This is a genomic window from Streptomyces sp. ATCC 21386, assembly GCF_018728545.1.
Taxonomy (GTDB): domain Bacteria; phylum Actinomycetota; class Actinomycetes; order Streptomycetales; family Streptomycetaceae; genus Streptomyces.
The window spans coordinates 9,082,766-9,096,702 of record NZ_JAAVVL010000001.1; the positions used below are offsets into that span (position 1 = coordinate 9,082,766).

Sequence of the window (13,937 nt, forward strand, 5' to 3'; positions counted from 1 at the left end):
AACTGTGTTGAGCCTTATGTTTGGCTCGACACAAACGTGCGTCCGTCGGTGCGACGGCGCACCTGCACGGCGGAGGAGACGGCGCCCATGACCGATCACGCGACGACGCCCGACCCGGCGGCGGCTCCGGCGGCGAAGGAGAAGGTCGACACCTCGGTGCCCGCCTCCGCCCGCATCTGGAACTACTGGCTGGGCGGCAAGGACAACTACCCGGTGGACGAGGCGGCCGGCGACGCGTACGCCGGCGCCTTCCCCGGCATCGTGACCATCGCCCGCAGCAGTCGCGCGTACCTGCGGCGCAGCATCCGGCACCTGGTGGAGGTGGAGGGCGTCCGGCAGTTCCTGGACATCGGCACCGGGCTGCCCACGGCCGACAACACCCACCAGGTCGCCCAGCGCAGCGCGCCCGACGCGCGGATCGTCTACGTCGACAACGACCCGATGGTCCTCGCGCACGCCCGCGCGCTGCTGTACTCCTCCCCGGAGGGCGCCACCGCGTACATCGACGCCAGCCTGTACGAGCCGGAGCGCATCCTGGAGGCCGCGGCGGCGACACTGGATCTCTCCCGGCCGACCGCGCTGATCCTCAGCGGCATCCTGGGGCACGTCAGCTCGTACGACGAGGCCCGTGACATCGTCCGCCGCCTGCTCGCCGGTCTCCCCTCCGGCAGCTACCTCAACATCAACGAGGGCTCCCGGGGCACCGATCCCGACTACGAGCGCGCCCAGGACGCCTACAACGAGACGGGCGCCGTCCCGTACTTCCTGCGCCCGATCGACCAGATCACCGGCTACTTCGACGGCCTCGACCTGCTCCCTCCGGGCATCGTCTCCGTCCCCCTGTGGCACCCGGACGACACGACGGCGGGCGAGCCGAAGCCGATCGGGCAGCACGGCGGAGTGGGCCGGAAGCCGTAGGGAAGGCGGCGGGCGGTGTACGTGGCCGGGGGGCGTCAGCGCGCCCCGGCCCCGGCCTCCCTGTCGGCCCCCGCGGCGGCCCCACCCCCGTCCGCCAGATCCTCCAGGTCCGCCACGACCGCCGCGTGGTCGGAGGGCCATACGCCGTCCACGGGGGCGTCGCCCGCTCTCGTCACGGCCCGTACATGGCCGAGGCCGCCGGGGCCCGGTGGGCCGACGTGGATGTAGTCGACCCGTACGCTCGGCCCGTGCGACGCGGCGACGTACGGGTTGGCGAGGTCCCAGGTGGCCGACGGGACGCCCGGCTCGGCGTACTCCCAGACGTCGAAGAAGCACTGTCCGGGCACGGCGGGCGCGGTCCTGTAACCGCCGAACAGCCGCACCTCGTCGGAATCGGGCCAGGCGTTGAAGTCGCCGGTGATCACGGGCGGGTGGCCGGTGCTCCCGCCCCGGTGCCGTGCCACGAACTCGGCCAGCGCGGTGACCTGCCGGCAGCGTTGCGCGGAGGCGTCGGTCTCCGAGCTGAGGTGGGCGGTGAAGAAGGGCACGGGCGCGCCGGGTGCGTCGAGGAGGGCGTGGAGGGCGCCGCGCCCGCTGCCGCCCTCCGCCGTCGGCAGCCCGATGGCGGCACTCTCCAGCACGGGCCACCGGCTCAGCACGGCGACTCCGATGCCGACGCCGGGGTCCCCGATCCGCCGCTGCCAGCGCTCGGCGTCGCCGTACTCGCCCCAGGCCCAGTGCATCCCGAGCTCCCGGGCGAGCCACCCGGCGAGGTTGCCCTCCCCGGGCCGCTCATTTTCTCCGCGACCGTGTCCGGGCCCCTCTCCGCGTTGCTCCCAGACCTCCTGCAACCCGACGACATCGGGGCGCAGTTCGCGCAGTACGGCGAGGATCGCCTTCTGCCGCTCCTGCCACGGCCCGAACCGCCACCACAGGTTCCACGTCACGACCCGCACCGGCCACCCACCGCCTTCGCCCCGCACCCGATCCTGTACTCCGTACCTCCCACCCCCCGAGGAGAACCAAGCCGATGTCCCGGAACGAGGACCCCACAGCCCCCACCGCCCCCATGGACCTCAAACAACGGGTCGTGACGGCCTTCCAGCGGCGCGTCGCCAACCCGGTGCTCCGCCGCGTCCCGTTCCAGACGGTCCTGGAGACCACCGGCCGTACGTCCGGCCTCCCCCGCCGCACGCCCATCGGCGGCCGCCGCGTCGGCGACTCGTTCTGGCTGGTCTCCGAGTACGGCGACGCCTCCCACTACATCCGCAACATCAAGGCCGACCCCTCGGTCCGCGTCCGCATCCGGGGCCGCTGGCACGAGGGCACGGCCCACCTCCTCCCCGACGACGACCCGATCACCCGCCTGCGCACGCTGCCCCGCCTGAACAGCACGGCGGTGCGGGTACTGGGCTCACGACTGCTGACGGTACGGGTGGACCTGCGCGACTAGGGCCCTAGGGGGTTTGTTCGAACGTGAAGTAGATGGTCAGGACGTAGGGCTCGTCCTCGTCGTGGGCGTGGTGCCAGGAGGCGTCGACCAGGAACACGTCGTGCGCGCCCACCCACTCGTGGGCCTTCCTGAAGGCGTCCGCGGCGGTGACCGCCATGAAGAGCCTTCTGGCCATGGGATGCACCTGCGACTCCGCGTCCGAGTCGTCGAAACCGTCCGGGACGGCCAGGCAGAGGTCGGGATCGAGTTCCATGACTGCTAGGACCGCGCGGCCACCGCCCGGGTTGCCTCGAAGCCCGACGCGGCGGCGTTTCACCCCACGCGGGCGTTCAGGTCCTCGACGCAGTGCCGTACGGGTCCGGCGGACGGGAGTCACCCGAGGCACACGCCACGAACACGAACTCCTTCCCGGGCCGGTCGGGAGCGTCCCGTACGTCCTCCACGGTGTAGCCGTGCGCGAGCAGGTCCGCCTCGATCTCGTGCCGCTCGCGGAAGCTGAGGGTGGAGTCGGAGGTGAGGGACGCGGCCGAGTCGTCCACGCCGCCTGAACCGCCGCCGAACACGTAGTGCCGGCGGAAGGACACCAACGGGCCGGAGACCTCCGTCAGTTCCACCCAGCTCTCGACCCTGCCGAAGCCGGGCACGTCGGTCACCCCGTACGACTCCGCGCGGTTCCAGGCTTCCCAGGCCCGTCTCGACGGGTCCCGGGTCTCGAAGACGAGGCGACCGCCCGGCCGCAGTGCCTCGTACGCGGCCGTGAGGGTCCGTCGCCACAGCTCCGGGTCGACGATCGCCTGCGCCACGTTGGCGGTCATCGTGACGAGGTCGACCTGGAGGGGTGGCGACGGGAGGTCGGTCGCGTCTCCGTGGATCCAACGGACCCGGCCCGCCCCCGGTTTGGCCCGTGCGACGTCGAGAGAGGCGTCGGCCGGGTCGAGCCCGACCACCTCCACCCCACGCTCCGCCAGCAGCAGCGCGAACACCCCCGTCCCACAGCCGATGTCCAGCACCTTCCGCGCGCCGAACTCCTCCGCGATGCGCAGATAGGCGTCCAGGTCGCCGCGATCGGGGTCGAGCGGGTCGTAGAGCTCGGCGAGCCGCCGGTCGTGGAAGATCTCGTCAGTCATACCGGCAGACCTCCCCCGTCCAAGGACCCCTGACGCGGCGGGAATTCACGCGACACGGCAGGGCCGCGTTGGTGATTGTTGACTCTGACTGTTGATCGCTGACTGCCGACCACCGCCGCACGCGGTGCAGACCGAGGAGCCCTTGCCTTATGCCCGATCGCCAGACCACCGCGTCCATCACGGAGTTCGCCGTCTCCGACGCCGAGGCAGGGCCGTACGGTGTGACGACCGGACCGGACGGGGCGTTGTGGTTCACGGCGGTGCACGCCGGGCGGATCGGCCGGCTCGCGCTCGACGGCGAGGTGACGTCGTACGCCCTCCCGTCGGCGACCGGCGGGCCGTCGGTCATCACGGCCGGGCCGGACGGCGCGCTGTGGTTCACGGAATTCCAGGGGCATCGGATCGGGCGGATCACCACCGCCGGCGAGGTCACGTCCTTCACCCTGCCGACGCCCGGGGCAGGCCCGTTCGGGATCGCGGTCGGCGCCGACGGCGCGCTGTGGTTCACGGAGTCGGGGGCCGACCGGATCGGGCGGATCACGACCGACGGGGAGGTCACCGAGTTCCCGCTCCCGCTCACCGGGGCGTTCGCGTCGGCCATCGCGGCCGGGTCGGACGACCGGCTGTGGTTCACGTTGAACCAGGCCGACGCCATCGGTGCGATCACGCTGGACGGGGAGGTCACGGTCCACCCGCTGCCGACGCCGGGCGCCGCGCCCGTGGGTGTCACCGCCGGTGGTGACGGGGCCCTGTGGTTCGTCGAGATCGGCGCCGGCCGGATCGGGCGGATCACCACGGACGGCAGGATCGACGAGTTCCCGCTGCCGGACCCGGAATGCCGCCCGCACGCCGTCGTCGACGGCGCCGACGGTTCTTGCTGGTTCACCGAGTGGGGCGCGAACCGTGTCGGCCGGATCGGCCACGAGACGCACGAGATCCAGGAGTACGACCTGCCGACCCCCTCCTCGGAGCCCCACGGAATCGCCCTGGGACCGGACGGCGCGGTGTGGACGGCCCTGGAGACCGGTTCCCTGGCCCGGGTCGAGGTGCACGACTGAGGGGTTCGCGACTGAGGGGTTCGCGACTGAGGCGTACCGGTTGAGGTGCGCCCTCCGCGCTGGGTAGGGCAACCTCAGATCCTGCTCTGAACCCGCCCCATCGTCTTGTTGCCGTTCACGACGCGGTGTCACGATCACGGCCTCGCCCGCGACCAACGGGCTTACTGACGGGGGACGTTCATGTCACACACATCGCGTATGCCGCACCGCGGACTCATCGCCACTCTGATTCTGCTGTCGGCGGTCGCCCTCCTCTCCACCACCGCGTGGTCCTCCGGGTCGGAGGTCTACGGGGAGGCAGGTGCCACCACCGACCTCCCCGGCCGCGAGGTCGTGGACAGGGCCCCGGAGCTGGACATGGCCGAGCGAGTCGTCCTGAGTCAGGACCGCACGCAGGGCAACGCGTCCCTGGAGTACGGCGAGGCGGAGAAAGGGGACGGCGACACCGTGACCGTCGCGGTGGACTGCGAGGGCAAGGGCAGGATCGACGTGGAGCTCCGTCCGCTGGCGGCCTCCTTCCCCCTGGACTGCCGCGACGGCGAAGTGACCGGCATCCACAACCAGTTCACCCTCGCCGGCGCCGACCGCGCGGGCACGGTCACCGTCACCGCCGCCCCGGGAGTGCACTGGTCCCTCTCGGTGGGCCGGGGGGAGCCGGCGGAGCAGGACCTCAGCGACTAGGTTCTGTCTCTTTGGTCAGCGTCGGGCCCAGATGAGGATGCCGGCGAGGTGGAGTGCGGCTTGGTAGGCGATCGCGAGTTTGTCGGTTCGGGTGGCCAGGCCGCGCCACTGCTTGAGGCGGTTGATACACCGCTCAACTGTGTTCCGCTGCTTGTAGGCTTCACGGTCGAAGCTTGGCGGGCGGCCTCCGTGGCAACCCCGCCGCAGGCGGTGGCCGATCTGGTTGGACGGCTGTGGGATGACCGCTCGGATTCCCCGGCGCCGCAGGTGGCTGCGGATGGCGTGGGATGAATAGGCGCGGTCGGCCAGCACGATGATGGGCCGGGTTCGTGGTCGGTTCGGTCCGCTGCGGGGCACACGAATGCGAGACATCACCGTCTCGAATGCGGGTGCGTCCCCGGCCTGGCCTGCGGTGACCGTGAAGGCCAGAGGCCGTGCACCGCCGTCCGCAGCCAAGTGGACCTTGGTGCTCAAGCCCCCGCGAGAGCGTCCGAGGGCGTGATCAGCAGGCTCGCCGGAGCGGATCGCCCCTTTTTGCTTGCGCCTGCGGCGTGCTGGTGGGCCCGCACGACCGTGGAGTCCACCGAGACCGTCCAGTCGATGTCGGCGTCGGCATCCGCCGCTGCCAGGACGGCGGCGAGGATCTTCTCCCAGGTGCCGTCGACGGCCCACCTGATCAGCCGTTTGTGGGCAGTCTGGAACGAGCCCAGCTCGTCCGGCAGGTCCCGCCAAGGCGAGTTGGTGCGGTACTTCCACGCGATGGCCTCAAGGGTGCGGCGGTGATCGGCCCACCTTCGGCCGCGGACCGGATCGACCGGCATCAACGGCTCGATCCGGTCCCACATCTCATCGGAGATCACTAATCGGACGGACACAACTGATCAACTGACGAACCCATCCAGCAGGCACGCTAGACGTGCACCTCGGGAGGAAGGCCCGTCCAGCGCAGCTCGGGAGGCAGATGCCGCATGTCGTTCGAGACGAGGACGGAGGCCGGCCGGCCGGGCGCGTACCGGATGACCGTGAGAGCGGCGTTGCTGTGGTTGAGGCCGAGCCAGCGCCAATGCGGCGCATGCATGGCGTCCCGGACGAGCCAGGCAACCAGGAAGTTGTGGGTGACGACCAGTTCGTGCCGGTCCTCTTCACCGTGTACCGGCCCGGTGAACATCTCCAACGCCTGCCGGGCGAGAGCAGATCCGTGCTTTCGTTCCTCCTCAGTCGCGCCAGAAAGGAAGCGGAGGAAGAAGTCTGCGGATTCCGCTGGCAGCTCGTCTCTCATGGGCACGTAAGGAACGTAGTCACCGGCCACTTCCGAGACACGTAGGGGAACGTTCTGCAGCTGGTCACCGATCAGACGCGCGGTCTGCTCTGCCCGGGGCAACGGGCCATGGTAAACAGCCGCGAAAGGGATCTCGCGCAGGCGCTGACCCAGCAGCACGGCTTGCCGACGACCCACCTCCGTCAGCCCGCTTTCCTCCGACGCCGCCTCGCCATGCCGCACCAGATAGAGGTAACGGGCAGCCGTGCCGGTCATCACACACTCCTCTGCACCCACTAGCGATCTTGTATATCGATGGACACAGCCTGGTTCCGCACCGGTTCCCGCATCAAAGAGACAGAACCTAGGGCTCTTCCGACCCGTTCTCGGCGTCGAGCTGGTGGTCCGCCCACACGTAGCTCTCGGGGAGCAGGTCGGTGATGGGGACGGCCCGGAGGCGGTCGCCCCCGCCGACGATGACCTTGACCGTGGGGAAGTAGTCGAGGAGGACCTGCCGGCACCGGCCGCACGGGGGAACCACGCCCCGGTCGCGGTCGCCGACGGCGACGATCACGTCCAGCTCGTACGCGCCCTGGGCGGCCGCCGTGCCGATCAGGACCAGCTCGGCGCAGGGGCCCCCGGTGAAGTGATAGGCGTTCACGGCGGTGACGATCCGGCCGTCCCGGGCACGTCCCGCGGCGGCCATGGTGTGGTTGTCGCCCCGGCACCGCGTACGGGCGACGTGGGCCGCGGCCCGGACGAGTTCGTGGTCGACGGGGTCGGTCGGTGTCGCGGTCATCGCCACAGCCTCACGCACCGACCCGCTTCAGCACCAGCTCCGCCAGCTCACCCGGGCTCGACTCGCCGTCCAGGAACACCGTGCCGGAGGGGAGGGCACCGGCCGCCGCCACGCACTCCGGGATGCGGTCCTTGCACCACCGGCGGACCCGTGCGTCCTGCTCGGGATCGTCCGGGGTGAAGCTGCGGCCGTCGATACGGGCGGCGAGTACGTCCTCGGGGACCTGGAGGAAGAAGTGATGGAGGGGGACGACGGCCGCCTCGATCGCACCGAACACCTCGGCCACGTAGTCGGGCTTCACCAGGGTCATCGGCACCAGCACCGGCCGCGGCCCGTACTCCTCCACCAGCCCCACCAGGAATCCGGCCACCTGCCGCCGCCACAGCCGCAGATCCTGGAAGTCGCCGGTCGGCACCTCCACGATCTCCCGCAGCACGTACCCGATCACCTCGGGATCGAAGACGAGCGCGTCGGGCCACCGCCCCCGCAACTCCTCGACCAAGGTGCTCTTACCACTCCCGAAAGCCCCGTTCACCCATACGATCACCAGCCGACCGTATCCCGCCCCGTGCGGCAGAAACACGGAGGGTAGTCGATGACCGTCGGACCGTCCGGTCGGCAGCTCGGCCATGGCCTTGTATCACCGAGAGTATGATGCTCAACATGACGGTCAACATGACGATGAGCCTGCCCGACGAGGTGGCCGCCTTCGTGAAGGCGAAAGGGAACGCCTCCGCGTACACGGCCCGGATACTGCGCCGCGAGATGCTCGCCGAGGAGCTGGAGAGGTCCGCTCAGGTGCGGGCCGAGGCCGGGATCACGACGCTCTCGGCGGAACCCGCCGAGAGCGAGGAAGACACCCTGGAGCGCTGGGCGCGGGTGGCGGGCCGGTGAAGCGCGGGCACGTCTACCAACTGTCGTTCGCCGGAGGCCCGGCACACGTCCTGGTCATCTCGTCCGACGCTCTCAACGCGCAGAACAAGACCGCGACCTGTGTTCTGGTCTACCCGCAGAAGGTGCGCGAAGCGACACTCGTGGACATTCCGGTCGGCTTCCCCTCGTCCGGCACCATCGTGCTCGGCGAGTTCCGCACCTTGTCCTCCGCCCGCTTCTCCGAAGACCTCGGAGCGGTCGACGCACGCGTCATGGAAGCCGTGGAGATCGGGCTGCGCGCGGTATTCGATCTGTAGAGCGACGGCGCCGGACCGCGAAGTGCGCTCACCTCACCCCGGCCACACGATCGCCTGTGTCTCGCTGTACGCGTGCAGCGCGTACGAACCCACGTCGCGCCCCACCCCGCTCTGCTTGAACCCGCCGAACGGCGCCTCCATGTTGCGCCCGACCGTGTTCACGCCCACGCCGCCCGCCCGGAGGCGCCGCGCCACCCGGAACGCTCGGGCGACGTCACCGGACCAGACGTAGTCGATGAGGCCGTAGTCGCTGTCGTCGGCGAGCGCGACGGCCTCCTCCTCGTCGTCGAAGGGGAGGACCACGACGACCGGGCCGAAGATCTCCTCGCGCACCACCCGCATGTCCGGCGTACAGTCCGCCAGGAGCGTGGGCGGGACGTAGAACCCCTTCTCGTACGGCGGCCGTTCACCCCCGGCCACCACCCGCGCCCCCTCCTTGCGCCCGAGTTCGACGTACGCCTCGACGCGGTCGCGGTGGGCCGCCGAGATCACCGGCCCGACCACCGTGCCCGGCGCGCGCGGGTCGCCGACCGGCAACCGGGCCGCGTAGGCGGCCAGTTGGGTGACCAGCCGGTCGTAGACGCCGCGCTGTGCGATCACCCGGGTCGGCGCCGTGCAGATCTGCCCGCTGTAGAAGGTGAAAGTGGTGGCGATTCCGGCCACGGCCGCGCCCAGGTCCGCGTCGTCGAAGACGACCGCCGCTCCCTTCCCGCCCAGCTCCATCAGCTGGCGCTTCATCCCGCGCCCGCACACCTCCGCGATCCGCCGCCCGACCGCCGTCGAGCCGGTGAAGCTGACCATGTCGACGTCCGGTGAGTCCACGGCGGCCTCACCGACCTCCACCCCCGACCCGCTCACCACGTTCACCACGCCCGGCGGGACACCGGCGGCCTCCAGGGCCTCCGCCATGCGGTAGACGGAGAGCGGGTCCTGCGGGGCCGGCTTCACGACCACCGTGTTGCCCATGGCGAGGGCGGGGGCGATCTTCCCGGCCGGGTTGGCCCAGGGGTTGTTGTACGAGGTGATACAGGTGACCACGCCCACGGGCTGCCGTACGGCGAGGGCGCCCATCACGGCCGCCTTCCCGAACGGCCCGGCCTCGTTGATCTGGGGCGCGATCGGCTCCTCCACCGGCTCCACGCGCGCGTACCGCTGGAACCGGGCGGCTCCCACCCCCACCTGCATGGCCCGCGCCGTCCCGGTCGTCGCGCCGCTCTCGGCCTGCGCGAGTTCGGCGTACGGAACGAGGTGGCGTCGTATGTGGTCCGCCGTACGGGCGAGGATCGCGGCCCGCTCGGCGGCAGGCGTCCTCGACCAGGGGCCGAATGCCTCCCGCGCGGCGGCCGCCGCCGCGTGCGTCTGTGCCCGCGAGGCCTCCGGCGCCCACCCGACGACCTCTTCGGTCGCCGGGTCGACCACCTCGTAGTGCCCGCCGTCCGGCTCCACCCAGGAGCCGCCGATGAACAGCCGGCGCCGCCCGGACTCCTCCGCGGCGCCCGCCGAAGACCCCGGCCCGCTCACCGCGTACTCACCGTCCGGGTGTCCCGGCCGCTGCGCAGCACCTTTCCGGGGACGGCGCCGGTCACCACGTCGTCGCGGATCGCCTCGACGCCGTTGACCCAGACCGCCCGTACGCCGATCGCCCTGGAGTCCAGGCGCGGGCTGTCGCCCGGCAGGTCGTGCACCAGGGTGGCCTTGCCGGCGTCGACGCGCTCCGGGTCGAAGAGGACGAGGTCCGCATGCCAGCCCTCCCGCACCTGGCCGCGTTCCCGCAGGCCGAAGAGGCGCGCCGGGTCGTCCGTGAGCATCTTCACCGCCTGCTCCAGCCCGACCAGCTTCCGGCCGCGCAGACAGTCGCCGATGAACCGGGTGGTGTACGGCGCGCCGCACATACGGTCCAGGTGGGCGCCGGCGTCGGAGCCGCCGAGGAGGACGTCCTCGTGGCGCCAGGTCTCGGCACGCAGGGTCCAGGAGTCGGGGTCGTTGTCGGTCGGCATGGGCCACAGGACCGTACGGAGGTCGTCGGCGGCGCAGATCTCCACCAGGCACTCGAACGGTTCCTGTCCCCGCTCGGCGGCGATGTCGCGCACGACCCGCCCGGTGAGGCCCTCGTTCACCTCGCTGTAGGTGTCGCCGATGACGTACCGCCCGAAGTTGGCGAGCCGCCGGAAGACGCCCGCCTCCTTCGAGTCCGCCCGGCGCAGCATCTCGGCCCGCACCTCGGGGTCGCGCAGGCGCGCGATCCGCTCGGGCACGGGCAGACCCAGGATCGGGCCCCAGCCGGGGATCAGGTTCAGCGCGCAGAACGTGCCCAGGGACATGTTCATCGGCGTGAGGATCGGCATGGTGAGGGCGACGACCCGGCCGCCCGCCTTCCGGGCCCGTTCGCTCGCCTCCAGCTGCCTCGGCACGCGTTCGGGGACGGCGGAGTCGATGGTCAGCACGTTCCAGTTGAGGGGGCGCCCGGCCACGGCGCTCATCTCGACGAAGAGGTCGATCTCGTCGTCGCTGAACTGGTCCAGGCATCCGGCGACGATCGCCTCGATCTGGGTGCCCTCGTGCTCGCCCACCGCCCGTGACAGCGCGATGAGTTCGGCGGGCTTCGCGTGCCGCGACGCGACCGGCTGCCCGTCGCCGTCGCTGTGCGTCGAGGACTGCGTGGTCGACAGGCCCCAGGCGCCCGCGTCCATCGCCTCGTGGAACAGCCGCAGCATGGCGTCCAGTTGCTCGGGGCTGGGCTGCCCGCCGATGGCGTCCGGACCCATCACGTACCGCCGCAGCGCGCAATGGCCGACCATGAACCCGGCGTTGACGGCGATCCGGCCCTCCAGCGCGTCCAGGTACTCCCCGAAGCCGTGCCAGGTCCAGGGCGCGCCCTCCTCCAGCGCGACCAGCGACATTCCCTCGACCTTGGACATCATCCGCCGCGTGTAGTCGGCGTCCTCGGGCCGGGCGGGGTTGAGCGGCGCGAGCGTGAATCCGCAGTTCCCGCCCGCGACGGTGGTCACCCCGTGGTTGAGGGACGGCGTCGCGTACGGGTCCCAGAACAGCTGCGCGTCGTAGTGGGTGTGGGGATCGACGAACCCGGGCGCGAGCACGAGCCCGGCGGCGTCCTCCGAGGACCGTGCCTCCTCCGTCACCTCCCCGATGACGGCGATACGGCCGTCCCGCAGGCCCACATCAGCGGTGTACGCGGGCGCACCGGTCCCGTCGACGACGGTCACACCTTTGATGACATGGTCGAGCATCTCTCTCCCCTCCGGGTGCCTGGTAAGAATGTGGATGCCGCCCGTGCCGGTCAGGGGCGCGGGGAACTGCGCGACCAGCCCCCACCCGCCCGCAGCCGCCGTACAGACGTCACCCCGCCGCCCGGAACCGCGAGGTACGGTGCACAGGATCCGTGTCGATCTTCGGAATCACGTGCTCCCCGACGAGCCGGATCGTCTGCAGCGTCGCCTCCTTCGGAACCCCCACCGGCAACCCGAAGCTCAGCTGATCCGCCCCGGCCTGCTCCCACCGCTTGCACTGCCGGAAGACCTCGTCCGGATCCCCGCAGATCAACAGCTCTTCCTCGATGAGCAGTTCGATGAACTCCTCGTTGTACTCGGGCAGCGTCTCCGGCCACGCGGGGAAGCCGTCCGGCCGGGGGAACGTGTCGTGGTACCGGAAGACCAGCGACGGCAGGTAGTGCAACCCGCCTGCGACCGCGATGCGCACCGCCTCGTCGTGCGTGGGCGCGCAGATCGCGGTCGTCGTCACCATCACGTTGTCGTTGACGAAGTCCCCGACGGGCTCGGCGTCGACGATGGCGGTCTTGTACTTCTCCAGCACCCACTCCATGTCGGAGACCTTCTGCACACTGAAGCCGAGCACCCCGAGCCCCTTGCGCGCGGCCATGGAGTACGACGGCGGCGACCCGGCGGCGTACCACATCGCGGGGTGGGACTTCCCGTACGGCTTGGGCAGGATCTTGCGCGGCGGCAGCGACCAGTGCTTGCCCTGGAAGCCGACGTACTCGTCCTGGAGCCACATCTTGGGGAACTCGGCGATGGTCTCTTCCCAGATCTCCTTGGTGTAGTTCATGTCGGTCACCCCGGGGATGAACCCGAGGATCTCGTGGGAGCCGGCCCCGCGCCCGCTGCCGAACTCGAAGCGGCCCTCGGTGAGGTGGTCGAGCATGGTGACCTTCTCGGCGACCTTCACGGGGTGGTTGACCTGGGCGAGCGGGTTGAAGATGCCGGAGCCGAGGTGGATGCGGTCCGTCGCGTGTGCGAGGTAGCCGAGGAAGACGTCGTTGGCCGAGAGGTGCGAGTACTCCTCCAGGAAGTGGTGCTCGGAGGCCCAGGCGTACTTGAAGCCGGACTTGTCCGCCTGGATGACGTACTCGGTCTCCTCCATCAGCGCCTTGTGCTCCGCGAGGGGGTCGGTCTCGGCCCGCTTGCCCACGTATCCCTGTACAAAGAGCCCGAATTCCAAGGAGGTTCACCGTCCCACGGTCAGATCCTCTGCTGCTTCTGACTGTCCGTCAGATATCGACACGGCCGACTGTTCCACCGGCCCCGTGGAGCGTCAATAGCTGACGTACCGTCAGATGCGCCCTCCGGGGCCCCGACGGTCAGAGGCTCACTCCGGCCAGCCAGCCGCCGTCGATCACGAACGGCTGCCCGGTGATGTAGGAGGAGTCCGCACAGGAGAGGAAGAGGGCGAGGCGGGCGATCTCCTCGGGGCGGCCGATGCGGCCGAGCGGGATCCGCTTGCGGTAGAGCTTGTCGACGGCCTCGGCGGACACCTCGTCGCCGGGGTCGGTCATCGCGGTGTCGACGGCGCCGGGGCAGACCGCGTTGACCCGGATGCCCTTGCGGGCCAGCTCCAGGGCGGCGACCCGGGTGAGGCCGACGATGGCGTGCTTGGTCGCCGCGTACGCGCCGACGTACGCCATCCCCGTCATCCCCGTGTACGAGGCGGTGTTGACGATCGTGCCGCCGCCGGCCGCCTCGATCTCCGGGGCCAGCGTCTTGACGCCGAGGAAGACGCCGACCTGGTTGACCCGCACCACCTGCATGAACTCGTCGAGAGGGGTGTCGACGAGGGAGTTGAAGCGCAGCACGCCGGCGTTGTTGACCAGCCCGTCGACGCGCCCGTACGCCCCCTTCGCGGCGGTCACGGCGGCCGTCCAGTCGTCCTCGCGGCTCACGTCCAGATGGACGTAGAGGGCGCCGATCTCCTTGGCGAGGGCCTCCCCCTGGTCGTCGAGGACGTCGGCGACGACCACCTCGGCCCCCTCCGACCGGAAGAGCCTCGCTTCCTGCTCGCCCTGGCCGCGCGCGGCACCTGTGACGAGGACGACACGTCCGTCGAGCTTGCCCATGGGGACTCCCATCGCGGTGTGTTGGTCGAGGTCAGGGTACCGCCAGATCTGACGATGCGTCAGAGAGGCAACGACAGCTTGCATA

The 13,937-nt window shown here is 70.6% G+C and carries 17 protein-coding genes; 6 read left to right on the top strand and 11 right to left on the bottom strand.

All coding sequences use genetic code 11. From position 1 onward, the window contains the following. The first annotated feature begins 87 nt into the window (after positions 1-87). Positions 88-918 carry an SAM-dependent methyltransferase gene (locus GWK25_RS38810; protein WP_215456195.1) on the top strand — a complete coding sequence of 277 codons (831 nt, stop codon included), beginning with the start codon at positions 88-90 and terminating at the stop codon, positions 916-918. Positions 919-953: 35 nt separating this feature from the next. Here the strand turns inward: GWK25_RS38810 and GWK25_RS38815 are convergent, their stop codons facing one another. After that, the gene (locus tag GWK25_RS38815; RefSeq protein WP_215456196.1) at positions 954-1,874 is read right to left on the bottom strand and encodes an endonuclease/exonuclease/phosphatase family protein; all 921 of its coding nucleotides are present in this window, start codon (positions 1,872-1,874) and stop codon (positions 954-956) included. 74 nt (positions 1,875-1,948) lie between these two features. Here GWK25_RS38815 and GWK25_RS38820 point away from each other — a divergent pair, with 74 nt between their 5' ends. After that, positions 1,949-2,371, top strand: a complete 423-nt coding sequence (locus GWK25_RS38820; protein WP_374200669.1) for a nitroreductase/quinone reductase family protein — start codon at positions 1,949-1,951, stop codon at positions 2,369-2,371. Between the two features lie 4 nt (positions 2,372-2,375). On the opposite strand, the gene GWK25_RS38825 is transcribed toward GWK25_RS38820, so the two are convergent. Both GWK25_RS38825 and GWK25_RS38830 read right to left on the bottom strand, forming a co-directional pair. Further along, positions 2,376-2,624 carry a hypothetical protein gene (locus tag GWK25_RS38825; protein ID WP_215456197.1) on the bottom strand — a complete coding sequence of 83 codons (249 nt, stop codon included), beginning with the start codon at positions 2,622-2,624 and terminating at the stop codon, positions 2,376-2,378. Between the two features lie 76 nt (positions 2,625-2,700). Next, positions 2,701-3,498 carry a bifunctional 2-polyprenyl-6-hydroxyphenol methylase/3-demethylubiquinol 3-O-methyltransferase UbiG gene (locus GWK25_RS38830; protein WP_215456198.1) on the bottom strand — a complete coding sequence of 266 codons (798 nt, stop codon included), beginning with the start codon at positions 3,496-3,498 and terminating at the stop codon, positions 2,701-2,703. A gap of 149 nt (positions 3,499-3,647) precedes the next feature. On the opposite strand from GWK25_RS38830, the gene GWK25_RS38835 reads away from it, so the two are divergent. Further along, positions 3,648-4,556 (top strand): virginiamycin B lyase, encoded by a 909-nt coding sequence (locus GWK25_RS38835; protein WP_215456199.1) that lies wholly within the window; start codon positions 3,648-3,650, stop codon positions 4,554-4,556. A 198-nt stretch (positions 4,557-4,754) separates the two neighbouring features. Further along, entirely contained in the window at positions 4,755-5,237 is a 483-nt protein-coding gene (locus GWK25_RS38840; RefSeq protein ID WP_215456200.1) for a hypothetical protein, read from the top strand. Positions 5,238-5,252: 15 nt separating this feature from the next. On the opposite strand, the gene GWK25_RS38845 is transcribed toward GWK25_RS38840, so the two are convergent. The 4 genes from GWK25_RS38845 to GWK25_RS38860 form a co-directional block, all read right to left on the bottom strand. Further along, positions 5,253-6,082 (bottom strand): IS5 family transposase gene (locus GWK25_RS38845; protein ID WP_374200716.1). Its coding sequence is split into 2 segments (ribosomal slippage): positions 5,253-5,770 and positions 5,770-6,082, totalling 831 coding nucleotides; the frame shifts between segments, so codons are not numbered across the junction. Between the two features lie 65 nt (positions 6,083-6,147). Beyond that, positions 6,148-6,771, bottom strand: coding sequence for a histidine phosphatase family protein (locus GWK25_RS38850; protein ID WP_215456201.1), 624 nt, complete (start codon positions 6,769-6,771; stop codon positions 6,148-6,150). 88 nt (positions 6,772-6,859) lie between these two features. Then, complete coding sequence (locus GWK25_RS38855) at positions 6,860-7,294, bottom strand: cytidine deaminase (protein ID WP_215456202.1); 435 nt, start codon at positions 7,292-7,294, stop codon at positions 6,860-6,862. 10 nt (positions 7,295-7,304) lie between these two features. Then, positions 7,305-7,841, bottom strand: coding sequence for an AAA family ATPase (locus GWK25_RS38860; protein WP_215456203.1), 537 nt, complete (start codon positions 7,839-7,841; stop codon positions 7,305-7,307). 116 nt (positions 7,842-7,957) lie between these two features. Between GWK25_RS38860 and GWK25_RS38865 the strand changes: the two genes are divergently transcribed. Further along, the gene (locus GWK25_RS38865; protein WP_215456204.1) at positions 7,958-8,188 is read left to right on the top strand and encodes a hypothetical protein; all 231 of its coding nucleotides are present in this window, start codon (positions 7,958-7,960) and stop codon (positions 8,186-8,188) included. Next, positions 8,185-8,484, top strand: coding sequence for a type II toxin-antitoxin system PemK/MazF family toxin (locus GWK25_RS38870; protein ID WP_215456205.1), 300 nt, complete (start codon positions 8,185-8,187; stop codon positions 8,482-8,484). The genes GWK25_RS38865 and GWK25_RS38870 overlap by 4 nt, the downstream gene beginning before the upstream one ends. A gap of 33 nt (positions 8,485-8,517) precedes the next feature. Here GWK25_RS38870 and GWK25_RS38875 read toward each other — a convergent pair whose 3' ends face one another. The 4 genes from GWK25_RS38875 to GWK25_RS38890 form a co-directional block, all read right to left on the bottom strand. Beyond that, positions 8,518-10,005: an aldehyde dehydrogenase family protein gene (locus tag GWK25_RS38875; protein ID WP_215456206.1), complete on the bottom strand. Its 1,488-nt coding sequence runs from the start codon at positions 10,003-10,005 to the stop codon at positions 8,518-8,520. Next, entirely contained in the window at positions 10,002-11,732 is a 1,731-nt protein-coding gene (locus tag GWK25_RS38880; protein ID WP_215456207.1) for an amidohydrolase family protein, read from the bottom strand. Before GWK25_RS38880 ends, GWK25_RS38875 begins: the two co-directional genes overlap by 4 nt. Positions 11,733-11,841: 109 nt before the next feature. After that, positions 11,842-12,960, bottom strand: a complete 1,119-nt coding sequence (locus GWK25_RS38885; RefSeq protein WP_215456208.1) for an LLM class flavin-dependent oxidoreductase — start codon at positions 12,958-12,960, stop codon at positions 11,842-11,844. 139 nt (positions 12,961-13,099) lie between these two features. Then, on the bottom strand, positions 13,100-13,852 hold the full coding sequence (locus tag GWK25_RS38890; RefSeq protein WP_215456209.1) for an SDR family NAD(P)-dependent oxidoreductase: 753 nt from the start codon (positions 13,850-13,852) through the stop codon (positions 13,100-13,102). Positions 13,853-13,937: the final 85 nt, after the last annotated feature.